We start from the raw sequence: 26,467 nt of genomic DNA, 5'->3' as shown, positions 1-26,467 counted from the left end.
CAAATGCCAACGCCGGAAGGGGCGCGTCATGTCTGACTATAACTTTGCTTATCTGGATGAACAGACCAAGCGCATGATCCGGCGCGCGATCCTCAAAGGACTCGCCATTCCGGGCTATCAAGTGCCGTTTGCGAGCCGGGAAATGCCGATGCCCTATGGCTGGGGCACCGGCGGGGTTCAGGTGTCTGCGGCAACGCTGACGCCGGACGACACGCTGAAGGTCATCGACCAAGGCGCGGATGACACCACAAACGCGGTCTCGATCCGCAAGTTTTTTGAGAAAACTGCCGGTGTGGACACCACCGAAGAAACGGCGCAAGCGAGCGTCATTCAGACCCGCCACCGCATTCCGGAGGAAGACCTGCGTGAGGATCAAATCCTTGTCTATCAGGTGCCAATTCCAGAGCCGCTGCGGTTTTTGGAGCCTTCGGAGATTGAAACCCGGAAGATGCACAGCCTTGAGGAATATGGCCTCATGCATGTGAAGCTCTATGAGGACATCGCCAAGCACGGCGCCATTGCCACGTCTTACGCCTATCCGGTGAAGGTCGAAGGCCGGTACGTGATGGACCCAAGCCCAATCCCGAAGTTTGACAACCCAAAGATGGAAATGGCCGCGATCCAGTTGTTTGGCGCTGGCCGGGAGCAGCGGATCTACGCGCTGCCGCCTTATTGCCAAGTGGTGAGCCTCGATTTTGAGGACTTCCCGTTTGAGGCCAGCAAGGCTGACCATACTTGTGACATGTGCGGTGCCACAGACAGCTATTTGGATGAGGTCATCATGGATGACGCGGGCAACCGGATGTTTGTGTGCTCGGACACAGATTATTGCGCCAGCCGCCGAAAGGCCGGCCACGTCGGCGCGCAAGCCGCAGCCGCAAGTGCTGCGCTGAAGGAGACAGCCGCATGACGCCGCTTCTTAAAGTTGAGAATATCAGCAAGTTCTACGGCCATCGCATTGGCTGCAAGGACGTGAATTTTGATCTCTACCCAGGAGAGGTCATGGGAATTGTTGGGGAGAGTGGGTCAGGCAAGTCGACTCTGCTCAACTGCCTCGCCGGGCATCTTGATCCAGATACTGGCGAGGTTCTGTTTGAAATGCGCGATGGCGCCATGCGTGACACAGTCACGATGAGTGAACCGGAGCGCCGGATGCTGAGCCGCACGGACTGGGCCTTTGTGCATCAGCACGCCCGGGACGGGCTGCGCATGAATGTGAGTGCAGGCGGTAACGTGGGCGAGCGACTGATGGCAGTGGGCGCGCGTCACTATGGCAACATCCGCGAAGAGGCTGTGGATTGGCTTGGCCGTGTGGAGATCAGCGAGATCCGTGTGGATGACCGGCCAACGCAGTTTTCCGGCGGTATGCAGCAGCGATTGCAGATTGCGCGCAATCTGGTGACTGGTCCGCGGCTGGTGTTCATGGATGAACCCACAGGAGGTTTGGACGTCTCCGTGCAAGCGCGGCTTTTGGATCTGCTGCGCGGGTTGGTGCGCGAGATGGGGTTGAGCGCGATCATTGTGACCCATGACCTCGCCGTGGTTCGGCTTCTGGCCGATCGCTTGATGGTGATGAAAGACGGTCATGTGGTGGAAACCGGCTTGACCGATCAGGTCCTGGACGACCCACAACATGCTTATACGCAGCTACTGGTCAGCTCGGTTCTACAAGTATGACCCTTAGGTTTTGAGAAAGACAAACTGATGATTGAGATCAAAAATCTGAGCAAGACCTTCACTCTGCACAATCAGGGCGGAGTTGTTATTCCGGTGATGGACGCAGCCGAGCTTTCGGTGGCACGTGGCGAATGTGTGGCTCTGACGGGGGCTTCGGGCGCAGGGAAATCCACCTTGATGCGGATGATTTACGGCAACTACCTCGCCGCTGGTGGCTCCATTTTGGTAGACGGTGTGGATGTGGTCACAGCAGAGCCGCGCGAGATTTTGGCGCTGCGGCGCGAGGTGCTCGGCTATGTGAGCCAGTTCTTGCGCGTCGTGCCAAGGGTGCCGACCTTGGACGTGGTGGCCGAACCGCTGTTGGCGGTTGGCGTTGAGACTGAAGCGGCCCGGGATCGGGCGCGAGACCTGTTGGCGCGGCTCAACATTCCAGAGCGGTTGTGGTCTTTGTCCCCAACTTCCTTCTCTGGCGGTGAACAGCAACGGGTGAACATCGCGCGCGGCTTTGCGCATAGTTATCCGGCAATGCTGTTGGACGAGCCAACCGCCAGTTTGGATGCAGCTAATCGCGAGACCGTGCTGAGCCTAATTGAAGAGGTAAAGGCACGCGGTGCTGCCATTGTGGGGATTTTCCACGATGAGGCGGCGCGGGAGCGGGTTTGTGACCGTGAAATCGATGTGTCTGTGTTCACACCGGGGATGGCGGCGTGATGGCAAAGGTGATTGGCGTTGTTGGTCCCTCTGGTGTTGGAAAGGACTCTGTGATGGAGGCCATGGCTGCGCTGCGCAAAGACATCCAGCTGGTGAGGCGGGTGGTCACCCGTCCGGCTGGTGCTGGCGGTGAAAGGTCAATCAGTGCCACTGAAGACGAATTTGATGATCACATTGCGCAGGACCAGTTTCAATTGTGGTGGGCGGCGCATGGTCTGCGGTACGGCGTGCCGCGCGCCGCTGTGGCCTCGCCGGACGCCTCTATTGTTCTGGTCAACCTGTCACGTGGCATTCTGGATCAGGCGCGCACGGCTTTTGATGACTTTGCGGTCTTGTCTCTTAGGGCCAAAACCGAAACCTTGGCCGCGCGTTTGGCAGCACGCGGCCGGGAAACATCGGCGGAGATCGTGTCGCGCTTGGAGCGTGCAGGCAGCCTGCGTCCGCAAGGGCATGACGTGATCGAAATTTACAATGACGGACCGTTGGGTGAAACCGTGCAGCACGCTTTGGCAGCGCTTCAGCCCGTGAGAGCTTGACGATGGATCTCGTGAAACTTCCCATCCAGGTCCTCGCCAACCAGTGTCAGGCTATCGACCTCAAAAGGACGCGGCAGCAGCGGCGTGATATGGGGGGCAAGCGCTTCCATCGTGGCTTCAACATCACGCCCAAGGCGGCCGGACAAAGTGATGTGAAAGCGGAATTCCTCCATCACATAAGGGTATCCCCATTGCGTGAGCAGCGCGTCTTGTCTCGCGGACAAGTTGGCTTTGCGTCGCCGCATAAGTTCGGCGTCAGTCGGTGGGGCACGAAAGGCGTCCAGCTCACGGACCACAGCGCCAGCCAGGTCGGCCAAAGGGGCTTGGTCGCCGTCGATTTTCAGGGCGATGAAGCCCCCGAGGCGAGCCAGAACCAGACCTTCCAAAGTGATCGGCGTCAGGGTGGCACACAAGGTGTCAAGTTGCGCCGCCAGCCCGTCGACATCGGTGCCGTCTGCCAAAACAAACGGCGGCTTTATCGTACCGTGAAGTCCGTATTTGCGCGGCGTTGCGGTAATTTCTGCGATCAAACGCGGCAGGCCGTCGATCTCGGGATGGGCAACGGTTTTACCCGACACAGGATCCCAGCCCAGCCAAGACTTTCCGAAATCCGCCAGTGCGCCAGGGTGCGGAGTGTAGTATACGCCGTATCTTTGAAACTGCATGGTGCCTCTTCCAACCTTTTGACAGCGAATGCCAACAATGCGTGACAACCACATGACACAAGAGATGATCCTTGCAAATGCCACCCTTGTTTTGCCTGAGGAAACCCTGACCGGTTCGATCGTGGTGCGAGACGGGAAAATTGTGGATATGGCTCAAGGCAAGTCTGTCCCCGCCGGCGCCGAAGACTGTGAAGGCGATTTTGTGTCGCCGGGTCTGATTGAGCTACACACCGATAATCTGGAGCGGCATATGAAACCGCGTCCAAAAGTAGATTGGCCCCATCAGGCAGCGATTGTGGCGCATGATGCCGAACTTGCGAGTGTCGGTATCACAACAGTGTTTGACGCGTTGCGGGTTGGCTCGATCCTCTCGGATGAGCGGCGCAATTACGGCAAATACGCGCGCTCAGTGGCGGATGAAATTCTGTCAATGCGGGACAGCGGTGGTTTGCGGATCAGCCATCATATTCATTTGAGAGCCGAAACCTGTTCTGAGACATTGGTGGAAGAGTTGGCCGAATTTGGACCTGAGGATCGGATTGGCATCGTCAGTTTGATGGATCACACGCCGGGCCAGCGTCAGTTCACCGATGTGTCCAAGTTTGAAGCCTATGTACGCGGCAAATATGCCATGGATGCAGACGGTTTTGATGACTACGTCCAGTTTCTATACGGGCTTCACGATCAGTTTGGGACAGCACATGAAGAGGCGACTGTTGCGGCCGCCAAGCGTTTTGGCGCAGTACTGGCAAGCCATGATGACACCACAGTAGAGCAAGTGGCGACGTCGGCGGCCTATGGGATTCATCTGGCCGAATTCCCGACCACCGTTGCGGCAGCCGAAGCGAACCATGCCCATGGTATCGCCAATATTATGGGTGGGCCTAATCTTGTGCGTGGCGGCAGCCATTCCGGAAATGTCGCGGCGATAGACCTGGCCGAGCGTGGGTTGCTAGATATTATTTCGTCGGACTATGTGCCGTCGTCGCTTTTGTTGGGGGCGGTGATGCTGGGGCGCCAGTGGGGCAATTTGGCTAAAGGAATACACGCTGTGACTGCTGCTCCTGCAAAATACACTAACCTTGAGGACCGCGGGCGCTTGGAAGTTGGTTTGCAGGCGGATTTGATCCGTTTTCGTTTGACGGAAGGTGTACCTGCCTTACGTGCGGTATGGCACAAAGGCATTCGGGCGGCTTAGACTTTGCCACGTGTCAATCGCGAGACGGTATCGGCCTCGGTTCCGGAGAGAACAAGGAGAGTTTTGCTCGGGAATGCTCACAAAGGGGCGCTTAGTGTTAGAGCAAGGACTTGTCATCCAACTCGGCGCGCAAAGCGCGGATGCGCGCACGTTGACCGGCTGTGATGTGGGCGCGCATGGCCATTTCGGCAGCGTCTCCATCTCTGGCGGATAGAGCGTTTAAGATTGCAGCATGTTCGGCGATTGCACTTTCATAGCGCTCTTCGTCGGCAAGTGTGGTGCGCCCCAAAATCAACATGGCCTTTTGGAGCGCCAACATAGATTTGATCAAGAAGCGATTTTTGGCAGCTTCCAGGAGTGCACGATGAAATTGGCGGTTGAGGCGGGAGGCTTCCGTGCCTTTCCCGACTTTGGCCAGATCGTCGCAGATCACGGCAAGCTCAGCTATTTCCACATCTGACGCAGCGCGCGCCGCCATGCGTGCGGCTGTACATTCAAGAACGCTGCGCATCTCGTAAAGCTCCATCACTTCGGAGTAGTCCAGTTTGCGCACAGTTGCGCCGACTCGCGGAAGGTGCGTGACGAGACCGTCAGCCTCCAACTGGCGTATGGCCTCCCGTACCGGCGTGCGGCTGACCCCTAGTTGGGAAGCGATGTCTGTTTCACGCAAGCGGTCACCTGGCGAAATGTGACCATTTTGGATGTCTGACAAAAGCGCCCTGTAGGCGGCATTGCCTTGTAGGTTTTCCGGGGAAGTTAGCTCGTCAGTCATCCAGGGGCAGCCGCGTGTTGAAATATTGCATCCAAATGTATACAGGTGGATGCAATCAGTCAATCAAGATTGGAATCACCCGTGTCTATTTTGCGACTTCGGGCCTTCACCTTTGCAGTGGCGGCGCTTGGGGCTCTTGTGTTTGTTGCGGTGGGTTTGCCGTTGCCGTTCTTGTTTGGACCAATGCTGGCCTGTCTTATTGCGGCTCTAAGTGGTGCCAGGTTCGCGGGCTTTGGCGAGGTCACGGCGGCGGCCCGAACCATTCTGGGTGTGGCCGTGGGGACGTCGATAACACCAGAAGTGGCGGCTCAACTGCCCAGCATGGCAGGCTCTATTGCGCTGATGCCGGTCTATATATTTCTGATCGCGCTGATTGGCGTGCCGTTCTTTCACAAAATCTGCAAATTTGACCCTGTTACGTCTTACTATGCGGCGATGCCTGGTGGATTGCAGGACATGATTTTGTTTGGCCAAGAGGCAGGGGGCAACGCACGGGTGCTGTCGTTGATCCATGCCACGCGGGTGCTGGTGATTGTGTCAGTAGCACCAATCATGTTGATTTCGGTTTATGACGTGAGCCTGTCCAATCCAATGGGACAACCTGCGTCGGAACTGCCGCTTCACGAGATGGCAATTATGGTCGCTGCAGCCTTGGTTGGTTGGAAAGGCGGTGAGCGTTTTGGGCTGTTTGGGGCGTCAATATTGGGACCCATGATTGTGTCGGCGGCATTGACAATGGGAGGCGTGTTACACTCGCGCCCGCCACAGGAAGCGATCTGGGTTGCGCAGTTCTTTATTGGGGTAGTGATCGGGGTGCACTACGTCGGTGTCACCATGCGTGAATTGCGCAGTGTGGTTCTGTCTGGGTTGGCGTTTATGGTTGTTCTGGCGGTGTTGGCAGCATGTTTTGCTGAAATTGTCAGACGGCTTGGTCTCGCGCCTGCAATGGAGGCATTCTTGGCCTTTGCCCCAGGCGGGCAGGCGGAAATGACGGTTTTGGCGATTGTGGTTGGCGCTGATCTCGGGTTTGTCATCGCGCACCATCTGACGCGAATAGTCTTGGTGATTTTAGGCGCGCCGATCGCGGCGCGCCTGTTGAAGCCAAAGGCCTCAAGTTAGCCTTTCTTTTGAAAGGCGATCATGACGAGAGCCAGCAGCGATGATCCTAGCATCAAAAGCAAGCTGACTGCGTTCAGAAGCGGGGTGGACCCTTCTTTGAGGCGGTCGAACATCGCGATGGTCAAAGGTGCATCGGAGCCGACGAGCATCAGAGTGGTGTTGAAGTTCTCAAAACTCATCAAGAAAGCCACCACAAATGCGCCGATCATGGCGGGTGCCAGATAGGGCAGGGTGACTGTACGGATTGCCGTCAAACGTCCAGCGCCGAGATTGAGAGCTGCCTCTTCCAAAGTCTTGTCAAATTTTTGCAGACGCGCGCCAATCACCAAAGTTGCGATTGTCGTAATGAAAGAGAATTGCCCCAGGATCACCAACCAAAGGCCGGGGCGCAGAGCTTCAACGTCCCATTGGAAGCCATCCCATAGGCCATTTGCCAGGCGGCTGGAGGCGACGAGGATGGAGATACCCAGCACGATGCCAGGAATGACCAGAGGCAACAGCATAAAGACGTAGAGGATGCTTTGGCCGCGGAACTTGTAGCGATTGAACAAAAAGGCATTGGACAGGCCTACGACCATGGAGAGCGCTGAAACGCAGAAAGCCACAAACACGGACGTGCCAATGGCGCGCAAAATCGAGCGTTCATGGAATGCCCCAATCATGGGGCGTTCTGAGCCAAAAAACCAGTTCCAGGTGAACCCTTCCCAAGGCAGGGAAGGGAACTGGCTGTCATTAAAGGCAAAGGCTGCGACAACGATCAGCGGCAACGCAAGGAAGATGAAAAACAACACCACGTAAGCTGTGTAGGCGGTGGTGACAAAGCGGGATTGTGGGATCGAAGGGATCATATTACTCTCCTTAACCCATTGTCTTTTCAAGCGATTGACCTGTGAGGCGCAACATGCCCCAGACAATCACGGAAGACAGAATAAGGAGCAGAAAGCCAAAGGCGGCACCGAGCTCCCAGTTGAAGCGAACGATGAACTGGGAATAGATCAATTCGGTGAACCATAGGCTTTCTTTGCCGCCCAACATGGTTGGTGTCAGATAGTTTCCGAGGCAGAGCATGAAGACAACGATGGAGCCAGACACGATGCCCGGCATCGCGTGGGGAATGATAATCTCACGCAAAACGCTGAAACCATTGCCTCCGAGATCATAGCCCGCTTCGACCACTTCGTCAGAAAGGCTTTCGAGTGTGGTGATCAGCGGCACAACCATAAACAGCATGGAAGTATAGACTAGACCCACCATAATGGCGGCATCGTTGTAGAGCATTTCAACAGGGCCGCTGGCGAGGCCGACAGATTGTAGCAAGTTGGAGATGATGCCGGTTTCGCGCAGCAGGATCATCCAACCAAAGGTGCGAACCAATTCGGAGACCCAAAACGGCACCAGGCAGAGCAGGAAAAGCGCGGATTGTGTGCGCCCTTTGGCCATTTTGGCAATATAGTACGCGACTGGAAAACCAATCAGCAGGGTCAAAATTGTCGCAAAGATCGACATCACAGCAGTGCGCAGGAACGTTACCATGTAGAGTGGTTCGGTGAAGAAGGTGAAGTAGTTTCCAAGGCTGATTTCATATTGGCCGACGCCGACGCGCTCACGCAGGGAAACCAACAAAAGGTCGATGTGCGGGATCACGATCAGCAGGCTTAGCCAGAGAAGAAACGGCGTCAGCAAAAGGATGAGTCCAAGTTTGGCTTCGCGGTGCATCAGGACGCTCCCGAAGCGAAACAATTGGCTTGATCGCTGGCCCAACCGATGTGCACCGGCGCGCCTTTGGTGAGATTTGTAAATTCACCGGATTGCGGCAGGTTTACCGCTACTTCTTCGTGTCCGGCCACATCACGCACCATGACCCGTGAGGCTGCGCCGTTAAACAGGATTGAAGTAACAGTGCCAGAAATCTGGTTGTCAAAGCTTGCAAGGTCTTCGGCATTGTGGGCAATGCGAATGGCCTCTGGGCGGACAAAGGCGTCAATGGTGTCGCCTTCGCTCAGAGCCCGGCCTTGGGTTGCGCCGCGTAGCGTTAGACCGCTTGTGGTTTGCACAAGTGTGTTGCTGCCATCCTGCTTGATGACTTTGCCGGACCAGCGGTTGCTGTCCCCCACAAAGCCCGCAACAAAAGCGGTGTCGGGGCGGTAGTACAGGTCTTGCGCACTGCCAACTTGCTCAAAGCGCCCCGCGTTCATTACTGCGATATTGTCAGACATCACCAACGCCTCTGATTGGTCGTGGGTGATATAGACAAAGGTGGTGTCAAAGGCGGCCTGAAGGGTCTTTAGCTCCACCTTCATGTGCTCGCGCAGTTTGAGGTCAAGCGCGCCGAGGGGTTCGTCGAGCAAAAGGACGTCAGGCTCAAGAACCATACAGCGGGCAATGGCCACACGCTGTTTTTGACCGCCAGAGAGTTCATCCACACGGCGGTGCCCAATTCCAGGTAGGCCGATGCGCTCTAAGGCTTCGTCAACTTTGAAGCCAATGTCTTTCTTGTGCATGCCCGCGCGGCGCAGGCCATAGCCGATGTTGTCCGCGATGTTCATCATCGGGAAGAGGGCGAGGTGCTGGAACACCATGTTCACGTGGCGTTTGTTGGGCGGCACGTTCAAAACCGAATTGCCTTTGATCTGGATGTCGCCGCTGCTTGGCTCCAAGAAACCAGCGATCATACGCATGATGGTGGTCTTGCCGCAGCCAGATGGGCCGAGGATCGAGAAGAAGGACCCCGCTGGTACAGAGAAGGAGACATTGTCCACCGCTGTTGTCTCGCCAAATTTTTTGGTGAGGTTGGTGCACTGCAGATCGGGCGTCATTGGAAGGTCCTTTAAAGTCGTAAAAGCGTGCGCCCGCGAGGACACACGCTGTTTTTAGTAGTTGAAAAGCGCTGGTTTATTTAGCGGCTTTTACGCGATCCAGAACGCCACCTTCGATGGCTTCAAGACCGGCTGGTACTGGTGGGTACCACTTGATGTTGTCGATGGCTTCCGCTGGGAAAGATTCCTGGTAACGGGCTTTCAGGTCCGCGGAGGCAAATTCATCTGCACCCTTGGATGCGGTGAAGTTGCCGGCAGCTGCGGTGATCATGGCGGCCACTTCAGGCTGCATCACAAAGTTGATCCAAGCGTAGGCTGCGTCATCTGCTTTGCCTTTGGCTGGCAGAACAAAGGTGTCAACCCAACCCAGAGCACCAGCCGCTGGCGCCACAAAGGTGATGTCCGCGTTGTCGGCGTTCAGTTTCCAACCGCCGGTGTCCCACGCCATGGAGGCCACAACTTCGCCGGAGCGCATCAGGCCCATCAACTCGTCGCCACCACCCCAGTAGGTTTTTACGCCAGCTTTACATTCGATCAGCTTGGCTTCGACCTGAGACATGATGTCAGCATAAGCCGCTTCGTCACCGTATGCGGCGAACGGGTCCAGCCCCATGGAGAACGCGAAGCCAATCAGAGTTGGGCGTTTCAGACGATAGGATACTTTGCCGGCAACGTCAGAGGCACAAAGGTCAGTGTAGTCTTGAACCATGGAGGCTTTGGCCGTGTCGACCACGAGGCCAGATGTGCCCCACACGTGCGGCACGCCATAAACATCGCTGCCAACAGTGGTGTTGCCCTGTGTGGCTTCCAGCATGGAGGGGATGAAGAGCGATGCATCGATTTTGGACAGGTCAATTGGCTTGTAGATGCCAAACTCGGCTTGCGGGCCTGCGATGCGGTCTTGGCTTGGCTGCGCCAGGTCAAAACCACCACCGCCGGTGGCGCGCAGCTTGGCGATCATTTCTTCGTTGTTGGATTTGGTCACTTCAACTGTGTGGCCGGTCTCTGCTTCAAATTTGGCAACTACTTCTTCCGGTGCGTAGCCACCCCAAGTCAAAAGGCGCAGTGTGTCTGCAGATGCTGCGCCGGCACCAAGCGTGGCGGCCATTGCAATCGTCGCAGACAGCTTAAATGATTGATTTTTCATGGAACATATCCCCCTGGGATCTTTTCTTTTGGTGTTTGGTGCCGCTACCATGGGGGGAATGTATCATTTGGTCAAATATTTTCGTGTCGCGTTACGAAAGTTTTAAAAACCGCAATTTGGGGCAGTGTGTTGGCGGTGTTGAGCTTCGCTGAAAGTTGGAAATCTGAACAGATAGGCTGGTGCTGTGTGCGATTTTTGTCCATGTTTATGGCTGATTTTGACATGTACATTGCGCTTGGTAAAAGTATTGTCCAGCTTCGATATGCGCGAGGAAAAAATGACAATAGACCCAGCTGCCGAGATAGTTTTAGCACCGCATAGCGCAGCCTTTGCAGTGAACCCCTACGCCACTTACGCAGCCATGCGTGCGTTGGAAACACCGTACTATTGGGAAGACGCCAATACGTGGATGCTGACAAATATAGCGGATGTTGAGGCTGTGGCGCTCAATAAGACCATGCTGCGCAACAACGATGAATTTATCAGCGTAGAAGATCGCAAGGTGCAACAACGTGCGATTAATTTCCATGACATGCCGTTCCATGAGCGCTACGTGCAGGTGAACTTGCTGGAAAGTGAGGGTGCGACACACGACCGTTTGCGCAAAGTGGTGTTTCGCGAGTTCACGCCGGCGATGATTGCGCGGCAGCGGGACGCGATTCAGACTTTTGTTGATGGGCTGCTTGATGAGCTGTCCGAACAAGGCGAAATTGATTTTGTCAGCGATTTTGCAGCCCACGTGCCGGGCCACATTATCGGGCGGGTATTGGGCGTCCCGGACGAAGACGCGCCAAAACTACGGCATTGGTCTGAGGAAGTTGTTCGATACTTTGACCCAGGGCGGGGAGATGCGGACAAGGCAAGGGCTGAGGTCGCAACAAAGGAGTTTTACGAGTACCTGTTAGACCTTTTGGCAGAGCGTGAGGCCGCGCCGCAGGACGACTTGTTAAGTCGCCTGATTGCGCACCGCGACGCGGGGCAATTGAGCCAGGACGAGCTGATCTCCACAGCCATGCTGATTTTGATGGCAGGCCATGGATCAACCATCGACGTCTTGGGGAGTGGCTTGCATGCCCTTTTGAATTTTCCGGACCAGCACCAGCGGTTGCGCGACGATCCTACATTAATGAAAACTGCCGTGCAGGAGATGTTTCGATTTGAATCTCCGCTGCCGTACTTTCACCGGTTCGCCACAGAAGAGACGGAGGTCGGCGGCATGATGTTTCCGGCAGGAACACGATTTGGGTTGCTATACGGTGCGGCGAACCGTGACCCGGTTAGGTTCGAAAATCCGGATAGTTTTGATGTGGGACGGACACCAAACCGACACATGGCCTTTGGCGGAGGAGGACATTTTTGTCTGGGCAACCATCTCGCACGTCTGGACATGGACGTGATCTTCTCGACTATCAACGCGCGTTTCTCCAGCGTCGAGCTCGCCGAAGCATCGCCGGAATACAAACGTGGCCTTTCTGTGCGCGGGCCCAAAGCGCTGCGCATTAGTTGGCGACGGGCATAAGGGCAGGGCAAGAAAATGATAAAACTGACATTTGTGCAGGCCGATGGGACACAAGTTGAAACGGATGCGTCACCGGGTATGTCTGTGATGCAAGCAGCGGTAAACGCCGGTGTTGATGCCATTGCGGCGGAATGCGGTGGGGCCTGTGCTTGCGGCACCTGCCATTGCGTGCTTTCGCAGGACTGGTTTGGTAGAGTGGCCGCGCCGGAAGCTGACGAGGTCGACATGCTTGAATTTGTGATTGATCCGCAGCTCACCAGCCGTTTGAGCTGTCAGGTAGTTGTCACTGAGGACATGCATGGCATCACAATCAGAGTTCCGGCGTCGCAGGTGTGAAGGCGCATGCCCGCACATGCATTTGACGGCTCTGCCATAGTTTTCAATGAGACACCCGTTGATCTCAACCTGTGGCCATATGATGTGCCGGCTGCTGGCCGGACGCTTGTCCAGGCCGACCAGGGAATGGTGCGGCAGAACTATCATGAGCATGTCCTGATCCTAACACTTCAAGGATTAGGGCGCATTGAAGTGGGGCAGACGCAATTTGAGACGCGCCCTGGAGACCTCGCTTGGATTGATACGGCGCTTGCATATGCGCATGGCGCAGGTTTTGAGACCGATTGGGGTTATCTCTGGATGGCCATTTCGGGGCATGGATTGCACGTCTTGCATCATCAGTTGGGCTTTGATGAGGTTCCGGTGGTGAGAGACTGTGGTGATCTGGAGTCAGTTTTCGAGTCTGTGTTTGCGCAGTTGTTGAGGTCTGACAAGGGCAAAGCCGCTCTTCTGAATTCTCTTGTTCCAAGAGTGCTGGAGAAAGCGTTCTTGGTGCGTGGGGAGGGGCAACCTGTGAACCAAACGACAGCCGTTCGGCGCGTCACTCAAAGGGTTCGGGCGGACCTGCATCGTCCATGGGACATTGCTGAACTGACGGACATTTCAGGATTAAGTCAGTCTCAGTTTTTTCGACGGTTTAAGGCAGAAACAGGAAAAAGTCCTATGGGATGGTTGCGAAAGGAACGGATCGTCCTGGCGTGCTACCTGCTGCGCACAACGGCTTTGCCGGTCGCCCAGATTGCGCTTCAATGCGGTTACCCGGATCCATTCCATTTTAGCCGGGACTTTAAGCGTTTGCAGGGGCACGCTCCTCGCGCGTTTCGAGCTCAGTTTCGGAAGGAAGAGTGATTGGGTTCAGTGGTGGCAGGCGGATCGCAGACCTCTTGTGACGACCGCTTAGCTTGATGGAAAGCATACTTTCGAGTGTAAAATAGGCGCGCATCATTCTAAATACCGTGTACTCGGGCAGGCAGAGAATGGCGCGGGGCGTTTTGTTGATCAAAAATGCGCCAAGGGCCACCAAAGTCGGCGCGCCGAGGATCACGGCGGCAACGGCCGTCCAGAGTGGACGTGGCCCGGTGTCGAAGGGCTCCAATAATTCAATTAAGCCAAAAATCACCAGCGGGATACCCATGGTGCGCACAGCTGTGTTCAGCAACATGATAGGAAGGACGAGCCAGCCGCGCAGGGAAGGATTGCGAAGCTCGGTTGCCTCACGACAACGGGACGTGATGTGAAACGCAGAGCGGAACCATCGCATGCGTTGCTCGCGCATATGCGCGTAGGTGGCCGGTACTTCTGACTCGTAGCGCACGTGTTGGTCGACTTGGACACGATACCCAAGCTCACCAATGCGCATGGACATGTCGCTGTCCTCTCCATTGAGACCAAAGGCAAACCCGCCAAGTTTGCGCACTAGATCGGTATGATACACCGCAAACATGCCTGGGATGGCGACTTGACCGTCAATCGATGTGTTGGCGATGGCGTAGTACCCGTGATTGATTAGCACTTCGGCCAATCGAGCACGCTCAAAAAAGGAGCGGCCTCGGGTGTTAGGCACGCCGCCCAAGCATCCTAGGTGCGGATCGGTGAAGTGCCGCAGAGCCAGTCGCAAAGAATCTTTGTCAATTTGTGTGTCTGCATCGATCCGGATGACCAAATCAGTTTTTACAGCGGCAAAGCCGGTGTTGAGGGCATGCGCTTTGCCGGGACGCGGCTCGTTGATGACCCGGCCTTTGGCGTGCTGAAAGCTGTCAAATGTTGCGTTGGCCACGTCAAAGGTGTGGTCGATTGAGTTGTTGTTGACAACGTAAACCATGACGTGGCCCAAGTAGTTTTCGGCGGCCTTGTCGATGGCCTGAAGTGTCGCCGCAATGATGTATTCCTCGTTGTGGGCTGGAATGACAATTGTGACATCTGGCGCGAAGTCTTTCGCGTATTTTTCTTTCCGACGGTCCCAGACCGCAAGCAGGTACATCATGAAGAAAAGCGATGGCAGGAACAGGAATACGCCGGGGCCAAGGCCACCTAGCAATGCGCGGGCTCTGAGCCAAAAGACTGTTTGCAAATCCAACTGATTAACCCACCAGGACAAAACGCCAGCGAGGGTCACCAGTACCCAAAACCGTCCAAACGAGCGGATTGGATGGGCCGGTGTCACGGCCATATACACGGGTGCCGGCATTTCACCCCAAGTGTAGAGGCGGGCGGAAAAGATTGCGAAACCGATCAGACCCGTCGCGATTTGAAGGTTTCGCAGAGAAATCGGGACATTAAAGGTTTGCCAAAGAAAGACTGAAAAAAGATCGATGACGAGGCAAATCGCAAGAAACGAAACGACGAGATCGGCAATGAACTTTAGGCGCACAATTGCGGGGCCATTGGCGAACAAACCAAAGCTCACAAAGAACGCCAGAAGAAAGTGCCGAATGGCGATGAAATGTTGCCCGGGCACTGGTGCAAAGACCCAGTCATTGGCCGTAAAAAAGCTTCCGAGCAGCGCGTCATTTTGCAAGACGATTAGTGATAGGGCTCCGAGCACAGTAAACGCGACCAAAACCGCTGGTGCTTTCCAAAGCGGCACACGGCCAGACAGTTTTGCGGGTTGGCTGTCTACCGACCAATATTCGTTTTGAGAAGCTTTGGGGGGATCGCTCACCTTGTTTCCTGATAAATGGACAAAAAATACCGGCCCGATTGTTGTATCGGACCGGGATGGCGTTTGGGAAGTGTTTATGCGGCGGGTTGGGTTTGACCGGCAAGTAGGGCCGCTTCTGTCACAACACCGGCCTGTTGGTCTTTGGTCCAGATTGAGGCCGCGGCGACGGTAGTGCTGTCAAAGCGATCGGCATAGCGTTCTGCAATCTCGACGGTTTCTTCCAGAAGGCCTTCTTCGAGAGTTGTGGGCTCAAGTCCCAGCGAGATGAAGCTTGCGTTGCTGACCCGAAGGTCGTTTTCCGCCGCTTCTTTGCGGGGATTCTCAACCATGGCCACCTGTGCACCGCTGATAGACGCTACCAGCCGGGCGAGATCGCGAACACGGTGGGTCTCGGTCATCTGGTTGCGGATCACAACGCGGTCGCCTTTGGCGGGCGGGTTTTCGATTGCCAAGCGAATGCAGCGCACAGTGTCGCGAATGTGGATGAACGCGCGGGTTTGACCGCCGGTGCCGTGCACCGTCAGGGGGTGGCCGACAGCGGCCTGAACCAGGAAGCGGTTCAAAACCGTGCCGTAGTCACCGTCGTAGTCAAACCGGTTGATCAGGCGCTCGTCCAGTTTGGTTTCAGGAGTTTGCGTGCCCCAAACAATGCCTTGGTGCAGGTCGGTCACTCGGATCTGGTCGTTCTTCGCGTAGAATTGGAAGAGCAGTTGGTCCATCGATTTTGTCATGTGGTAGACGCTGCCCGGGTTGGTTGGGTAGAGGATCTCCCGCTGGTAGATGACGTTGTCATCGCCTGAGACCATGACTTTTTGGTAGCCTTCCGGGATTTCCAGGCCGTCGCCATCGTAGCCGTAAACGCCCATGGTTCCGAGGTGCACAACATGTGTGTCCAGCCTCAGTGCTGCAATCGCGGCAAGCAGGTTGTGGGTGGCGTTGATGTTGTTGTCTACGGTGTAGCGTTTTTCGGTCAATCCGCGCATGGAGTATGGTGCGGCACGTTGTTCGCCAAAGTGCACAACAGCTTCCGGCTTCAATTCCTCCAACAGGGAGTGCAGGGCGTCGAATTGCTGAGCCGCGTCGATGTTTTCGAAACGGATGGTGTGGCCGGACGCCTCTTCCCAAGCTGTCAGGCGCTCTTTGATGGATGCGATTGGCGTTAGGCTTTGTGCGCCAAGGTCATCGTCGATGCGACGGCGGGACAGGTTGTCCACGATGGTCACGTTGTAGCCGCTGCGCGACAGATGAAGCGAGGTTGGCCAGCCGCAGAAGCCGTCGCCGCCGATGACAATGATGTTCTTTTCCATGGTAGTCCCCTCCAAAATTCTGTTTCGGTGTTGGAGAGATTTCGCGTTTCCCTTTTGGTTCTGTCGAAGTTCGCGCTTCATCTCTTGAACCAAAGATGGGGTATGTGAATGAGTTTCACTTATGAATTTGAGACAGGGTTATCAGCAGATGTGCCAAAGTGGCACGACGCTTCAAATAGTGTCTCAGGGGAATGCATGTTGGCTAAAACGTCCAGCGGACGCCTGCGAGAAACGCCAGGCTGTCTTCGTATTGGGCCGCAGAGTCAGCGTATTCGTATCTGCGAAGCAGTGCGTAAAGATCGACCTTGGGCGATTTTACTTTTTGCACCACCGCGATCCCGTAGGAGCGGCTGGAACTGAAAGACACGGGAGATGAGCGGCTTTGATAGATGCTGTCGCCGTCGTAAATGTCGACGGAGATGGCTGTCTGTCCTAGGTCGAACCAGCGGCCGATGTAGCCGAGTTTGCCGTAGTAATAATGTGCGCCGCTGCTCTCGTGTCCGGTGGCCATGGTGATGTTCCAGCCGCTGGGTCGGTGCAGGATGGAACCGGAGGCTATGAACACGTTTGGACGCTCTTCTATCCAGCGCAGCGCGCCGCCCGCTCGGACACGAAAATCGCCGTGATCTCCATCGTAACGCAGGGACGTGTCTGCATAGAGTCGATCGTCGTTATAGGAGAGGACCTCCTGTCCTGCCGCAGCGACAAAGCGCCAGCCGTTGGTGATTGGCGCGTCGTATCTCAGCCGAAGACGGCGAGAGCTGCCCATGGAGCGAAAAGCCTGTTTTATCCGTTTGTTGTCGGGGGTGTGTGCGCCTAGTGGAACTAGCAGTTGCCCTCCGGCAGCATCTTGCACCGGGGTTCCTGCAACTACGGTTGTGAGCGACAGGTCCAGGCCGGTGATGCCGTCCGCGGACATGGCGCCTTGTCCGATGGTAATGCGGCCGTACGTGTCGTGTACAAAGCCGACTTCGAGTTTGCGAAGCTGCGTGCGATCAAACTCGTAGTTGTCGTCGTGTGGGTCGTCGCGGTTGACGACATTGGTTTCTTTCCATTTTAGCGCAATTTCCCCTCGCGCGTGCAATCGCCAGCCGTCGCTGAGGGGCGTGTCATAGGTGGCGCCGATCCTGGAAACGGATTTTGAATTGTCGACAAACCAATAAGTGTTTTTGGTTGGGCCATCATCATAGCTCAGGACGCCGCGGTTGATTTGGCCATAGAACGAGACGCCCTGTGGAGGCGTGTCACTCTGTTGTGACGCCGCAGATGTGCCGCTGCTGAGCAGAACCGCTAGTCCAAGAGCTGTGGTGGTTTTGTGCACGGGCTGCCCTCCTGAAAGTATCAGAAGGGATTGGGGGCTGCGTTTCAAGTATTTGCTGGACCAACTGGGTGCGAGCGCGTTGGTCCAGCAACAGAATACTGAAGTCTTGTCGCTAAAGTGCTTGCCATGCGGCGTTGTTTTTTGACGACTGTTGGCAGGCGTGAATGAAGCGCATCCCCGCGAGGCCATCCTGAAGTCCCGGAACATCTTGAGCCGCTCCATGCTCGCCTGACAATTCGCGGGCGATGTCTCGGTAGAGCGTGCCAAAGGCTTCCAAATAGCCCTCCGGGTGACCTCCCGGCGTACGCGACACCGCGTTTGCAGCGTCATTTGCGCTGGCACCTGCACGGGTGATGCGTTGTTCGACACCGCCAATGGGGGTGAAGATCAACTGATTAGGATTTTCCTGCTCCCAGGACAGCCCGCCTTTGGTTCCGTGAATGCGCAGTTTCAGCCCGTTCTCGGTGCCAGTTGCTACCTGGCTGGCAAATATGGATCCACGGGCGCCGGACGCGAAACGGAGCATGATATTGGCGTTGTCGTCGACTTGCCGCCCATCGACAAAGCTGCTGAGGTCCGCGGCAATATGGCTGGCCTGCATGCGAACCACAAAGGTTGCCAAGTGATACGCGTGGGTGCCAATGTCGCCAATCGCACCTGCGCCACCGGTGCGTTCGGGGTCCGTGCGCCAGGCTGCCTGAACGTTATCGGGATCGGCGGGGCGGGAGAGCCAGTCTTGCAGGTATTCTGCATGAACCAGGCGAATATCGCCCAAATCACCGTTGGCCACCATCGCTTTGGCTTGTCGGATGAGGGGGGATGCACTGTAGTTGTGGGTCAGGAAAAAGCGTGCGCCAAAATTTTCGCATTCCTGTGCAAAGGTTTTTGCCTGCGCCAGATCGGTGGTGAGTGGTTTGTCACAAATAACGTGAATGCCGGCAGCCAAAAAGGCGCGTGCGATTGGCAGGTGCATATGGTTGGGGGTGACAATGGACACCGCGTCGATGCCATCTTCGCGAGCGCTCTCAGCAGTTGCCATGTCTTCAAACGCGCTATAGCTGCGTTCCAGTCCCAAAGAGTCTGCGCTCCGCTGGGCTTTCTCGGGTGTTGAGGATAGGCATCCAGCCACCAAGTCCCAATGCCCGTCCAGTCGGGCGGCCATGCGGTGCACGGCGCCAATAAACGCGCCTTCGCCGCCACCGACCATGCCAAGTTTCAGTTTTCGCATTTCACCTCCTACAAACCAAGCAGCGCGCGGGTGTCATCGCGGCTCAATCCGCTGTCGGCGAAGTCATCAAACGCCTTTTCGGTCACGTTGATGATATGATCTGCGATGAAGGGCGCACCTTCTGCGGCGCCTGTGGTGGCATCCTTCAGACAGCATTCCCATTCCAGAACAGCCCAGCTGTCGTAGCCGTATTGCGCCAGTTTGGAGAAGATCGCACCAAAGTTGACTTGGCCGTCGCCTAGCGACCGGAAGCGACCTGCACGTTGAAGCCATGGTTGGTAACCCGAGTAAACGCCCTGACGGCCATCTGGGCGGAACTCGGCGTCTTTCACATGATAGGCGGTGATACGCTCGTGATAGATGTCGATGAAGGCCAGATAGTCGAGCTGTTGCAGCAGGAAGTGACTTGGATCGTAGTTGATGGTGCAGCGCTTGTGACCGTCTAAACGATCCAGCAGCATTTCAAACGTCGCGCCGTCAAAAAGGTCTTCGCCGGGATGCAATTCAAACGCGATGTCTACACCGGCCTCGTCATATGCGTTCATGATGGGCAGCCAACGCTTCGCGAGCTCATCAAAGGCTTCCTCAATCAATCCTGCCGGTCGTTGCGGCCAAGGATAGAGATAGGGAAAGGCCAAAGACCCGGAGAAGCTGACAGACGCGGCCAATCCTAATTTCTGGGAGGCCTTCGCAGCCTTGAGTAATTGGTCATGCGCCCACTCTTGGCGCGCTTTGCCGTTGCCGTGAACCGCAGTGGGTGCAAAGCCGTCAAACTGCTTGTCGTACGCAGGATGCACCGCAAGCAATTGACCCTGGATGTGGGTGGAGAGTTCGGTCACTTCCATCCCGCGATCCGCCAACATACCTGCCAGCTCGTCGCAATATGTTTGCGACGACGCGGCTTTGTCGAGATCAAAGAGCCGCTCGTCCCCGGAGGGGATTTGAAGCCCTTTGTAGCCCAACTCCGCTGCCCAATCCGCAATGGCTTCAAGTGAGTTAAATGGTGACTCATCCGAGGCAAATTGCGCGAGAAACAGTCCTGGGCCTTTGAGATTTGTTGGCATCAGGTCTCCTCCAACTCCATGATTGCAAAGGCATCGTCCGCGCCAAAGGGCGCTGGGCGGTCACAGGTGCTTTGGAGTGATACAGTTTCTCTTGTGTCGCCAGATTCAAGGATCGCGCCCATAACTTCGACGACATGCAAAGCCAGTTCGTTGTTACAGCGATGTTGGCGCCCATCGCGGATGGCGGCGGCCATGTCTGCCAAGCCCGCGCCGCGGTAGTTGGCATTGTCTCCGTCGTTGGGTTTGGAGAATGGGTGGCCGGTGGAAATCAGCGCTTCGTCATTGTCGCTTCGGACAAGCCGGAGCTGGCCGCCAAAGAAGTTGGGGTCAGGGACATAGAGCGTCCCTTCTAGGCCGTAGAGCTCCATGTTGTTGTGTTCATGGGATTTAACATCCCAGCTGGTGCCATAGCTGATAATCGCTCCATTTGCGAACTTCAGAATTGAGTGCACGGTTGTGGGTGTTTCAACCGGGATTTGCTCGCCGTTGCGTGGGCCACAGGCAATTGTCCTGTGGCTGCGCGGTGTGCTGCTCATGGCGGTCACACTTTCGACCGGCCCGAGCAATTGCACCAGATTGGTCACATAGTAGGGGGCAAGGTCGAATATTGGTCCCGCGCCCGGTAGGAAGAAGAAATCCGGGTTTGGATGCCAATGTTCCATGCCGCTGCTCATCACATGGATGGTGCCCGAGGTCACTTGGCCAATCTCACCGTTGTCCAATATCTCGCGCGCTTTCTGATGGCTGCCGCCCATAAAAGTGTCGGGGGCGGAGCCGATACGAAGGTTTCGGGCCGTCGCCAATTCCGACAGCTTTGCGCCTTCCTCAGCAGTCAGTACAAACGGCTTTTCCGAATAAACGTGTTTGCCGGCTTTCAGGATCTCGCTCGACACCTCAAAGTGCGCTGCGGGAATGGTCAGGTTGACCACAATTTCAATTTCTGGATCGGCCAAGAGTTCTTCAATGCTCAAAGCACGCAAACCAAATTCGGTTGCCCGTGTTTCGGCGGCATCTGAGTTCAAATCGGCGCAGGCTACAACTTTGTAGTCTTTGAAAAACTGCCCCATTCGCATGTAGGTGGTGGAGATGTTGCCGCATCCGATGATGCCAACTTTCACTGCAGTTCCCATGATCAAATCTCCTTCAGGTTGGCCATAGAGACGGACGCAAAACGCACGGCGTCGCTTGGATTGTCCTGTTCCGCGACCAGAATAGCGTTGGGGGCCTGTTGGCGGATTTGACGGATCAATCCGGGCCAGTCCATCACTCCATCACCGATGTCGGACCATCCGTCCTCATCGAGACCTTCGCCTTCTTTAGCGATGTCTTTGACGTGTACGGCGACAATGCGGTTGGCGTATTTGGCAACGATCGGAGCCGGGTCAAGACCCGCGCGGGCTACCCAGCCCAGATCGGCTTCCCAACCGATGTCTGGGGCGTTTTCAAGGATGATATCCATTGGATAGCTTCCGTCCTCCAACGCTTCATATTCGAAGTCGTGGTTGTGCCAAGAGAAGGTTTTGCCGGTTGCGCCGACTTTTGAGCCGATCTCGGACAGCTCTTCGGCAAACGCTTGCCAACCGGCTTTGTCAGCTGGGCGAGCTTCGGCCACGAGGTAAGGTACGATGACATGTTTGATGCCAAAGGTATCCGCAAGCATCATTACGCCGTCAAAGTTGTCACGAAGCTCGTCGATGCCAAAGTGACCACTTGGCATGGTTAATCCATTCGCAGACATGGCTTCAGAAAACGAGTCCGGATCGCCGTAAACGCCACCGTAGCCTTCCACGCTGGTGTAACCGAGTTCGGCCAAGTTTGAGAGAAACGCTTCTTGGCTCGCGACATTGCGCGAGGAGTACAATTGAAATGAAAAGCTCATGAAAGCCTCCAGAAATGAGCGTCAAAGACGGTTTTCAGTTGATTTGTCAAAGAGGGATCCCTGAGCGGGATCAAAGCCGATTTTGAGTGCGTCGCCTGCTGCCACACTGGCTTTGCCACTCATGCGGAAGCGGAATGGGATTCCGGCAAGCGTGGTGTAGATTAGAGTGTCCGATCCCATGGGCTCTACCAGTTCCACCACGATTTCGGCGGTGAAAGGCTGTTGATGGACGTCTGTGCCAGTGATTACTGCTTCCGGACGGATACCGAGCCACGCCGGACGCGCCGTCAGCGCGCCCGGCGTGGCTTCATATCCCGTGAGTGGGAAATGCATGTCTGCCGAAAGGAACTCGCTGCCGCCATCGGTGATGGAACCCTCAAAGAAGTTGATCGTGGGGGAGCCGATGAAGCCCGCAACATATTTGTTGGCCGGGCGGTTGTAGACCTCTGATGGACTGGCGATTTGCTGCACCACACCGCTGCGCATGATGGCGATGCGATCTGCAAGTGTCATGGCTTCGACTTGATCGTGGGTCACGTAGATCATCGTGTTGTCGAGTTTTTGGTGCAGCAGTTTGAGTTCCACCCGCAGGTCAGCGCGCAGCTTTGCGTCAAGGTTAGAAAGAGGCTCGTCAAACAAGAAGACATCGACGTCTCGTACCAGAGCGCGGCCAATCGCGACCCGCTGACGTTGGCCGCCTGAGAGGGCGGCAGGTTTGCGTTTTAACAGCGGTTCAATTTGCAGGATCTCGGCAGCACGGGCGACGCGTTTTGCGATTTCAGATTTCGGTACCTTGGCGTTTTTCAATCCAAATGACAGATTCCCTTCCACCGACATCTGCGGATAGAGAGCGTAGGATTGGAATACCATGCCGATGCCGCGTTCTGACGGCTCCTCCCAGGTGACATTGCGGCCGCCGATGTGGATTTCACCATCGGTGATGTCGAGCAGCCCTGCAATGCAGTTGAGCAAGGTGGATTTTCCACACCCAGAAGCGCCGAGAAGCACAAGGAACTCGCCTTCTTGGACGTCGATGTTGAGCTGGTCCAGCACGCGCACGGCACCAAATTCAAGAGTGAGGTCTTTTACAGTTACATTGGTCATAGTCAGCCCTTTACAGCGCCGGCTGCGATGCCGCGCACGAAGAGTTTGCCGGAAGCAAAATAGATGATGAGGGGAACAAGGCCGGTGAGCATGGTTGCGGCCATGTTGACGTTGTATTCTTTCACGCCCTGCACCGAGTTGACGATGTTGTTAAGCTGCACCGTCATGGGATAGGTGTCGGGCTTGGTGAAGATCACGCCAAAGAGGAAGTCATTCCAGATCCCGGTGACTTGCAAGATGATCGCCACAACAAAGATCGGTAGCGCCATAGGCAACATGATCTGGAAGTAGATTTGCCAGAAGCCCGCGCCATCGACCCGCGCCGCTTTGAAAAGTTCTTCTGGCACCGAGGCGAAGTAGTTGCGGAAAAGTAGGGTCAGGATCGGCATGCCAAAGACTGTGTGTACGATCACCAAGCCCCAGATGCTGCCCATCAAACGCACCTTGGTGCCGGTTAAGAACGAAAGCCCTTCGCCTGCTTCACGCAGGAGGATCACCATGGGGTAGATCATCACTTGGTAGGGGATGAACGCGCCAAAAATCAGAATGGTGAAGAACACCTCAGAGCCTTTGAACTTCCACAACGACAAGGCGTAGCCGTTCACCGATGCGATGGCGATAGAGATCACCACGGACGGAACGAGGATTTGAACTGAGTTCCAGAAGCCACGTGAGAGACCGTCACAGTTGATACCGGTGCAGGCCTCGGCCCAGGCTTTGACCCATGGCTCAAATGTGATTTCCACCGGTGGAGCGAAGACGTTCCCAAGGCGGATTTCCGGCATTCCCTTGAGCGACGTCACCATCATCACATAGAGAGGTAGCAGGTAGTACAGTGCAGCCACAAAAAGCGTGCCATAAAGCATAATGTTTGTTGGGGTGAGGCGTTTGCGGGGTTTGGTTCCGCGCGGAACTGCGCCACGGGCAACGGGTGCATCAGTCACGGCTTTTGCCTCCAAATTCGAGATAGGCCCATGGGATCAACACCACGAGGACCGAAAGCAGCATCATGGTGGAGGCCGCGAAGCCTTGGCCAAGATTCTGAGCTTGGAACATTTTTTCGATGACGTATTTGGCGGGCACTTCAGACGCGATGCCAGGACCACCTGAGGTTTGTGCCACCACGAGGTCGTAGACCTTGATGATGCCTGCGGCGATCAGAACCAGAGCCGTTACGAAGATCGGACGCATCATCGGAATGACGATGAAGATGTAGGTTTTCCACACTGGAATGCCTTCAACGCGTGAGGCTTTCCAGATGTCCTCGTCGATGCCGCGCAAGCCTGCCAGCAGGATCACCATGATAAAGCCTGAGCCTTGCCAGATACCCGCGATCAGAATGCCGTAGATCACGATATTGGGGTTGTTCAACGGGTCAAACGCGAAGCTTTCCCAGCCCCAGCGCTGTACAACGCCTTGGACGCCGAATTGAGGGTTCAGAATCCACTGCCAGACGAGGCCGGTTACAACAAAGCTAAGCGCGAACGGGTAGAGGAAGATGGTGCGGAACACACCTTCGCCGCGGATTTTGCGATCCAGAAGTGCGGCCAAAACAAAGCCGATCACAAGGCTCAGCACCAATGAGCAAATGCCATAAATTGCGAGGTTCTCGATTGAGACAAGCCAGCGGCGTGTGCTCCAAAGCCGCTCATATTGGTCCAGACCTACCCATTTGTCGGGAGCTGGCAGCAGTTTGGATTTGGTGAACGAATGATAGATCGTCCAAAGAGTACAACCGATGAACACCACCAACGCGGTAAAGATCATGGGTATCGCGGCAAGTTTCGCCGTCATGTTTTTGAAAAGGCGGTTGGGCCGCTTTGTGGCTGTCCGAGGGGACTCCACATGTGCGCCGTCTGTCACAGCCATGGCTTGGGTCTCCAGCCTGATGGGTCTGAGTTTGACCTCCATCAGGTCCGATAGGGGAAATTAGGGGCAGCAGGAAAACGGAGCCTGCCCTGAGGGCGGGCTCCGTACTATGGATTAGTCCGCGTCTGCGATGATCTCGGCGTATTTTGCCTGAGCATCCGCAGCTGAGTAGGACGGATCGTTCCAAAACTCGACCATCAGGTCTTCGATCTGAGTAGAGGTGTCTGCTGACAGAACCTGGTCGCCGGATTGCAGAATGTTGCCGGAAGCCAAGATCTCCAGACCTTTCTTCATGCAGTCATTTGCGGCGGTGAGGTCGATGTCGCCGCGCACTGGCAATGAGCCTTTTTTCAGGTTGAAGTTCACCTGTACTTCTGGGCTCAGGAGCAGTTTGGCCAACTCTTTCTGAGCCTCTTCGATTTCAGGATCATCTTGTTTCGGGAAGTAGAAGGCGTCACCACCGGTAGAGATGATTTCGTTCACACCCAGACCTGGCAAGCATGTGTAATCCTGACCCGCAACTTGACCCGCAACCTGGAATTCACCCTGTGCCCAGTCCCCCATAACCTGGCCGCCTGCTTGGCCGGTGATCACGAGGTTGGTTGCTTGGTTCCAATCCTGTACCTTGGAGTTTGCGGCCATTGCGCGGGCTGCCGCGGCGGCTTCAAAAACTTTGGCCATCTCAGGGCCTGCTGCGGCTTCGGCGTCTTTGTTGACGTTGATTTTGTTCCATAGGTCAGGACCACCCACCGCCACGTTAATCACGCCAAAGGCGCCCGAGGACTGCCAAGCTTGCTGACCCATCGCGAGCGGGATTTTGCCAGCGGCTTCTAGCGCAGGGGCAGAAGCTACAAACTCGTCCCAATTGGACGGTACGTCGACGCCCGCGTCGGCATAAGCTTGATGGCTCAGCCAAATCCATTGCCAGGAGTGAATGTTGACCGGTGCGCAATAGATTTTGCCGTCAACTGTGCAGCTGTCGAGCAGAGATGTCGGATTGACAGTGTCAGCCCAGCCTTCGGCGGTCGCGACGTCGGTCAAATCAAGCATCAAGCCAGCTTCGATAAGCTCTTCCGCCTGACGACCGTGGTTTAGTTGTGTCGCATGCATTGGATCGCCGCCAATGATCCGGCTGACAATGATCGGGCGGGCGGTTCCACCGGAACCGGCAATGGCGCCGTCTACCCAATTGTTGCCAGTTGCATCAAAGGCTTTAGCAAATTCCGCGACCGCAGCGGCTTCACCGCCAGACGTCCACCAGTGAGTGACTTCAAGATCTGCCGCGGACACGGCGCCGGCCGCACTAAACGCTATCGCGGCAGTGGTTGCTTTGTAAAAGTTCATCATATCCTCCCAATGTCGGCCAATGCGGCCATGTAATCGATTACATTTCCTCCCAGACACACCCGTCACATTCCGAAGCCGTAAACATTTGCGCTATTTTTTGGATCGGTTGACAGATGTGTGTAATCGATTACATAGCGGTATCTCGACGAGGTGAGTTGAGTCAATGTATAATTTGAGGTTCAAAAATAAT

At 55.7% G+C, this 26,467-nt stretch carries 26 protein-coding genes; 9 read left to right on the top strand and 17 right to left on the bottom strand.

The genetic code is table 11. The features are described from left to right. Nucleotides 1-28: 28 nt before the first annotated feature. Genes JXR15_RS08320 through JXR15_RS08305 form a run of 4 tightly spaced genes read left to right on the top strand, consistent with a single transcriptional unit; the run spans nt 29 to nt 2,924 of the window. Nucleotides 29-910, top strand: coding sequence for an alpha-D-ribose 1-methylphosphonate 5-phosphate C-P-lyase PhnJ (locus JXR15_RS08320; RefSeq protein WP_422052763.1), 882 nt, complete (start codon nt 29-31; stop codon nt 908-910). Continuing rightward, nucleotides 907-1,677, top strand: coding sequence for a phosphonate C-P lyase system protein PhnK (phnK, locus tag JXR15_RS08315; RefSeq protein WP_422052762.1), 771 nt, complete (start codon nt 907-909; stop codon nt 1,675-1,677). Before JXR15_RS08320 ends, phnK begins: the two co-directional genes overlap by 4 nt. Nucleotides 1,678-1,704: 27 nt before the next feature. After that, nucleotides 1,705-2,388, top strand: a complete 684-nt coding sequence (gene phnL, locus JXR15_RS08310; protein ID WP_422052761.1) for a phosphonate C-P lyase system protein PhnL — start codon at nt 1,705-1,707, stop codon at nt 2,386-2,388. After that, nucleotides 2,388-2,924 carry a phosphonate metabolism protein/1,5-bisphosphokinase (PRPP-forming) PhnN gene (locus JXR15_RS08305; protein ID WP_422052760.1) on the top strand — a complete coding sequence of 179 codons (537 nt, stop codon included), beginning with the start codon at nt 2,388-2,390 and terminating at the stop codon, nt 2,922-2,924. Before phnL ends, JXR15_RS08305 begins: the two co-directional genes overlap by 1 nt. Here the strand turns inward: JXR15_RS08305 and JXR15_RS08300 are convergent. Beyond that, nucleotides 2,906-3,589: a DUF1045 domain-containing protein gene (locus tag JXR15_RS08300; RefSeq protein ID WP_422052759.1), complete on the bottom strand. Its 684-nt coding sequence runs from the start codon at nt 3,587-3,589 to the stop codon at nt 2,906-2,908. The two genes, JXR15_RS08305 and JXR15_RS08300, sit on opposite strands and share 19 nt — an antisense overlap. A 52-nt stretch (nt 3,590-3,641) precedes the next feature. On the opposite strand from JXR15_RS08300, the gene JXR15_RS08295 reads away from it, so the two are divergent. Then, on the top strand, nt 3,642-4,787 hold the full coding sequence (locus JXR15_RS08295) for an alpha-D-ribose 1-methylphosphonate 5-triphosphate diphosphatase (RefSeq protein WP_422052758.1): 1,146 nt from the start codon (nt 3,642-3,644) through the stop codon (nt 4,785-4,787). Between the two features lie 97 nt (nt 4,788-4,884). Here JXR15_RS08295 and JXR15_RS08290 read toward each other — a convergent pair whose 3' ends face one another. Next, nucleotides 4,885-5,559 carry a GntR family transcriptional regulator gene (locus JXR15_RS08290; RefSeq protein ID WP_422052757.1) on the bottom strand — a complete coding sequence of 225 codons (675 nt, stop codon included), beginning with the start codon at nt 5,557-5,559 and terminating at the stop codon, nt 4,885-4,887. Between the two features lie 81 nt (nt 5,560-5,640). On the opposite strand from JXR15_RS08290, the gene JXR15_RS08285 reads away from it, so the two are divergent. Then, complete coding sequence (locus JXR15_RS08285) at nt 5,641-6,678, top strand: AbrB family transcriptional regulator (RefSeq protein WP_422052756.1); 1,038 nt, start codon at nt 5,641-5,643, stop codon at nt 6,676-6,678. On the opposite strand, the gene JXR15_RS08280 is transcribed toward JXR15_RS08285, so the two are convergent. The 4 genes from JXR15_RS08280 to JXR15_RS08265 all read right to left on the bottom strand — a co-directional run bounded on the left by JXR15_RS08280 (nt 6,675) and on the right by JXR15_RS08265 (nt 10,641). Next, entirely contained in the window at nt 6,675-7,526 is an 852-nt protein-coding gene (locus JXR15_RS08280; protein ID WP_299426116.1) for an ABC transporter permease, read from the bottom strand. The two genes, JXR15_RS08285 and JXR15_RS08280, sit on opposite strands and share 4 nt — an antisense overlap. Nucleotides 7,527-7,536: 10 nt before the next feature. Beyond that, nucleotides 7,537-8,394, bottom strand: a complete 858-nt coding sequence (locus JXR15_RS08275; RefSeq protein ID WP_422052755.1) for an ABC transporter permease — start codon at nt 8,392-8,394, stop codon at nt 7,537-7,539. Beyond that, the gene (locus JXR15_RS08270; protein WP_422052754.1) at nt 8,394-9,494 is read right to left on the bottom strand and encodes an ABC transporter ATP-binding protein; all 1,101 of its coding nucleotides are present in this window, start codon (nt 9,492-9,494) and stop codon (nt 8,394-8,396) included. The genes JXR15_RS08275 and JXR15_RS08270 overlap by 1 nt, the downstream gene beginning before the upstream one ends. A 76-nt stretch (nt 9,495-9,570) precedes the next feature. After that, nucleotides 9,571-10,641 (bottom strand): extracellular solute-binding protein, encoded by a 1,071-nt coding sequence (locus JXR15_RS08265; RefSeq protein ID WP_422052753.1) that lies wholly within the window; start codon nt 10,639-10,641, stop codon nt 9,571-9,573. A 277-nt stretch (nt 10,642-10,918) separates the two neighbouring features. Here JXR15_RS08265 and JXR15_RS08260 point away from each other — a divergent pair, with 277 nt between their 5' ends. Genes JXR15_RS08260 through JXR15_RS08250 form a run of 3 tightly spaced genes read left to right on the top strand, consistent with a single transcriptional unit; the run spans nt 10,919 to nt 13,345 of the window. Continuing rightward, nucleotides 10,919-12,160 carry a cytochrome P450 gene (locus tag JXR15_RS08260; protein WP_422052752.1) on the top strand — a complete coding sequence of 414 codons (1,242 nt, stop codon included), beginning with the start codon at nt 10,919-10,921 and terminating at the stop codon, nt 12,158-12,160. Between the two features lie 15 nt (nt 12,161-12,175). Continuing rightward, nucleotides 12,176-12,496 (top strand): 2Fe-2S iron-sulfur cluster-binding protein, encoded by a 321-nt coding sequence (locus JXR15_RS08255; RefSeq protein WP_422052751.1) that lies wholly within the window; start codon nt 12,176-12,178, stop codon nt 12,494-12,496. 6 nt (nt 12,497-12,502) lie between these two features. Beyond that, the gene (locus JXR15_RS08250) at nt 12,503-13,345 is read left to right on the top strand and encodes a helix-turn-helix domain-containing protein (protein ID WP_422052750.1); all 843 of its coding nucleotides are present in this window, start codon (nt 12,503-12,505) and stop codon (nt 13,343-13,345) included. On the opposite strand, the gene JXR15_RS08245 is transcribed toward JXR15_RS08250, so the two are convergent. The 11 genes from JXR15_RS08245 to JXR15_RS08195 all read right to left on the bottom strand — a co-directional run bounded on the left by JXR15_RS08245 (nt 13,284) and on the right by JXR15_RS08195 (nt 26,274). Continuing rightward, the gene (locus tag JXR15_RS08245) at nt 13,284-15,158 is read right to left on the bottom strand and encodes a glycosyltransferase (protein WP_422052749.1); all 1,875 of its coding nucleotides are present in this window, start codon (nt 15,156-15,158) and stop codon (nt 13,284-13,286) included. The two genes, JXR15_RS08250 and JXR15_RS08245, sit on opposite strands and share 62 nt — an antisense overlap. 74 nt (nt 15,159-15,232) lie before the next feature. Beyond that, nucleotides 15,233-16,465, bottom strand: coding sequence for an NAD-dependent epimerase/dehydratase family protein (locus JXR15_RS08240; RefSeq protein WP_422052748.1), 1,233 nt, complete (start codon nt 16,463-16,465; stop codon nt 15,233-15,235). A gap of 202 nt (nt 16,466-16,667) precedes the next feature. Further along, the gene (locus JXR15_RS08235) at nt 16,668-17,786 is read right to left on the bottom strand and encodes a porin (RefSeq protein WP_422052747.1); all 1,119 of its coding nucleotides are present in this window, start codon (nt 17,784-17,786) and stop codon (nt 16,668-16,670) included. A 112-nt stretch (nt 17,787-17,898) separates the two neighbouring features. Then, a complete protein-coding gene (locus JXR15_RS08230) occupies nt 17,899-19,014 on the bottom strand; it encodes a Gfo/Idh/MocA family protein (RefSeq protein WP_422052746.1) in 1,116 nt (371 codons plus the stop codon). A gap of 8 nt (nt 19,015-19,022) precedes the next feature. Next, nucleotides 19,023-20,078 carry a sugar phosphate isomerase/epimerase family protein gene (locus tag JXR15_RS08225; RefSeq protein WP_422052745.1) on the bottom strand — a complete coding sequence of 352 codons (1,056 nt, stop codon included), beginning with the start codon at nt 20,076-20,078 and terminating at the stop codon, nt 19,023-19,025. Continuing rightward, the gene (locus JXR15_RS08220; protein WP_422052744.1) at nt 20,078-21,208 is read right to left on the bottom strand and encodes a Gfo/Idh/MocA family protein; all 1,131 of its coding nucleotides are present in this window, start codon (nt 21,206-21,208) and stop codon (nt 20,078-20,080) included. The genes JXR15_RS08225 and JXR15_RS08220 overlap by 1 nt, the downstream gene beginning before the upstream one ends. A 2-nt stretch (nt 21,209-21,210) precedes the next feature. After that, on the bottom strand, nt 21,211-21,957 hold the full coding sequence (locus tag JXR15_RS08215; RefSeq protein ID WP_422052743.1) for a sugar phosphate isomerase/epimerase family protein: 747 nt from the start codon (nt 21,955-21,957) through the stop codon (nt 21,211-21,213). Between the two features lie 21 nt (nt 21,958-21,978). Continuing rightward, a complete protein-coding gene (locus JXR15_RS08210; protein ID WP_422052742.1) occupies nt 21,979-23,061 on the bottom strand; it encodes an ABC transporter ATP-binding protein in 1,083 nt (360 codons plus the stop codon). Nucleotides 23,062-23,063: 2 nt separating this feature from the next. Beyond that, nucleotides 23,064-24,005, bottom strand: a complete 942-nt coding sequence (locus tag JXR15_RS08205) for a carbohydrate ABC transporter permease (protein WP_422052741.1) — start codon at nt 24,003-24,005, stop codon at nt 23,064-23,066. Next, nucleotides 23,998-24,930, bottom strand: a complete 933-nt coding sequence (locus JXR15_RS08200) for a carbohydrate ABC transporter permease (protein WP_422052740.1) — start codon at nt 24,928-24,930, stop codon at nt 23,998-24,000. The genes JXR15_RS08205 and JXR15_RS08200 overlap by 8 nt, the downstream gene beginning before the upstream one ends. A 114-nt stretch (nt 24,931-25,044) precedes the next feature. Next, nucleotides 25,045-26,274 carry an ABC transporter substrate-binding protein gene (locus JXR15_RS08195; RefSeq protein WP_422052739.1) on the bottom strand — a complete coding sequence of 410 codons (1,230 nt, stop codon included), beginning with the start codon at nt 26,272-26,274 and terminating at the stop codon, nt 25,045-25,047. Nucleotides 26,275-26,467 lie beyond the last annotated feature (193 nt).

It is taken from the genome of Shimia sp., from assembly GCF_049116215.1.
Taxonomy (GTDB): domain Bacteria; phylum Pseudomonadota; class Alphaproteobacteria; order Rhodobacterales; family Rhodobacteraceae; genus Shimia.
This window is presented reverse-complemented; position numbering and strand designations above follow the sequence as displayed.

Coding starts and splice junctions, on each gene's coding strand:
- JXR15_RS08320 (WP_422052763.1), top strand. CDS start 29: ATGTCTGACTATAACTTTGCTTATCTGGATGAACAGACCAAGCGCATG.
- phnK (WP_422052762.1), top strand. CDS start 907: ATGACGCCGCTTCTTAAAGTTGAGAATATCAGCAAGTTCTACGGCCAT.
- phnL (WP_422052761.1), top strand. CDS start 1,705: ATGATTGAGATCAAAAATCTGAGCAAGACCTTCACTCTGCACAATCAG.
- JXR15_RS08305 (WP_422052760.1), top strand. CDS start 2,388: ATGGCAAAGGTGATTGGCGTTGTTGGTCCCTCTGGTGTTGGAAAGGAC.
- JXR15_RS08300 (WP_422052759.1), bottom strand. CDS start 3,589: ATGCAGTTTCAAAGATACGGCGTATACTACACTCCGCACCCTGGCGCA.
- JXR15_RS08295 (WP_422052758.1), top strand. CDS start 3,642: ATGACACAAGAGATGATCCTTGCAAATGCCACCCTTGTTTTGCCTGAG.
- JXR15_RS08290 (WP_422052757.1), bottom strand. CDS start 5,559: ATGACTGACGAGCTAACTTCCCCGGAAAACCTACAAGGCAATGCCGCC.
- JXR15_RS08280 (WP_299426116.1), bottom strand. CDS start 7,526: ATGATCCCTTCGATCCCACAATCCCGCTTTGTCACCACCGCCTACACA.
- JXR15_RS08275 (WP_422052755.1), bottom strand. CDS start 8,394: ATGCACCGCGAAGCCAAACTTGGACTCATCCTTTTGCTGACGCCGTTT.
- JXR15_RS08270 (WP_422052754.1), bottom strand. CDS start 9,494: ATGACGCCCGATCTGCAGTGCACCAACCTCACCAAAAAATTTGGCGAG.
- JXR15_RS08265 (WP_422052753.1), bottom strand. CDS start 10,641: ATGAAAAATCAATCATTTAAGCTGTCTGCGACGATTGCAATGGCCGCC.
- JXR15_RS08260 (WP_422052752.1), top strand. CDS start 10,919: ATGACAATAGACCCAGCTGCCGAGATAGTTTTAGCACCGCATAGCGCA.
- JXR15_RS08255 (WP_422052751.1), top strand. CDS start 12,176: ATGATAAAACTGACATTTGTGCAGGCCGATGGGACACAAGTTGAAACG.
- JXR15_RS08250 (WP_422052750.1), top strand. CDS start 12,503: ATGCCCGCACATGCATTTGACGGCTCTGCCATAGTTTTCAATGAGACA.
- JXR15_RS08240 (WP_422052748.1), bottom strand. CDS start 16,465: ATGGAAAAGAACATCATTGTCATCGGCGGCGACGGCTTCTGCGGCTGG.
- JXR15_RS08230 (WP_422052746.1), bottom strand. CDS start 19,014: ATGCGAAAACTGAAACTTGGCATGGTCGGTGGCGGCGAAGGCGCGTTT.
- JXR15_RS08225 (WP_422052745.1), bottom strand. CDS start 20,078: ATGCCAACAAATCTCAAAGGCCCAGGACTGTTTCTCGCGCAATTTGCC.
- JXR15_RS08220 (WP_422052744.1), bottom strand. CDS start 21,208: ATGGGAACTGCAGTGAAAGTTGGCATCATCGGATGCGGCAACATCTCC.
- JXR15_RS08215 (WP_422052743.1), bottom strand. CDS start 21,957: ATGAGCTTTTCATTTCAATTGTACTCCTCGCGCAATGTCGCGAGCCAA.
- JXR15_RS08210 (WP_422052742.1), bottom strand. CDS start 23,061: ATGACCAATGTAACTGTAAAAGACCTCACTCTTGAATTTGGTGCCGTG.
- JXR15_RS08200 (WP_422052740.1), bottom strand. CDS start 24,930: ATGGCTGTGACAGACGGCGCACATGTGGAGTCCCCTCGGACAGCCACA.
- JXR15_RS08195 (WP_422052739.1), bottom strand. CDS start 26,274: ATGAACTTTTACAAAGCAACCACTGCCGCGATAGCGTTTAGTGCGGCC.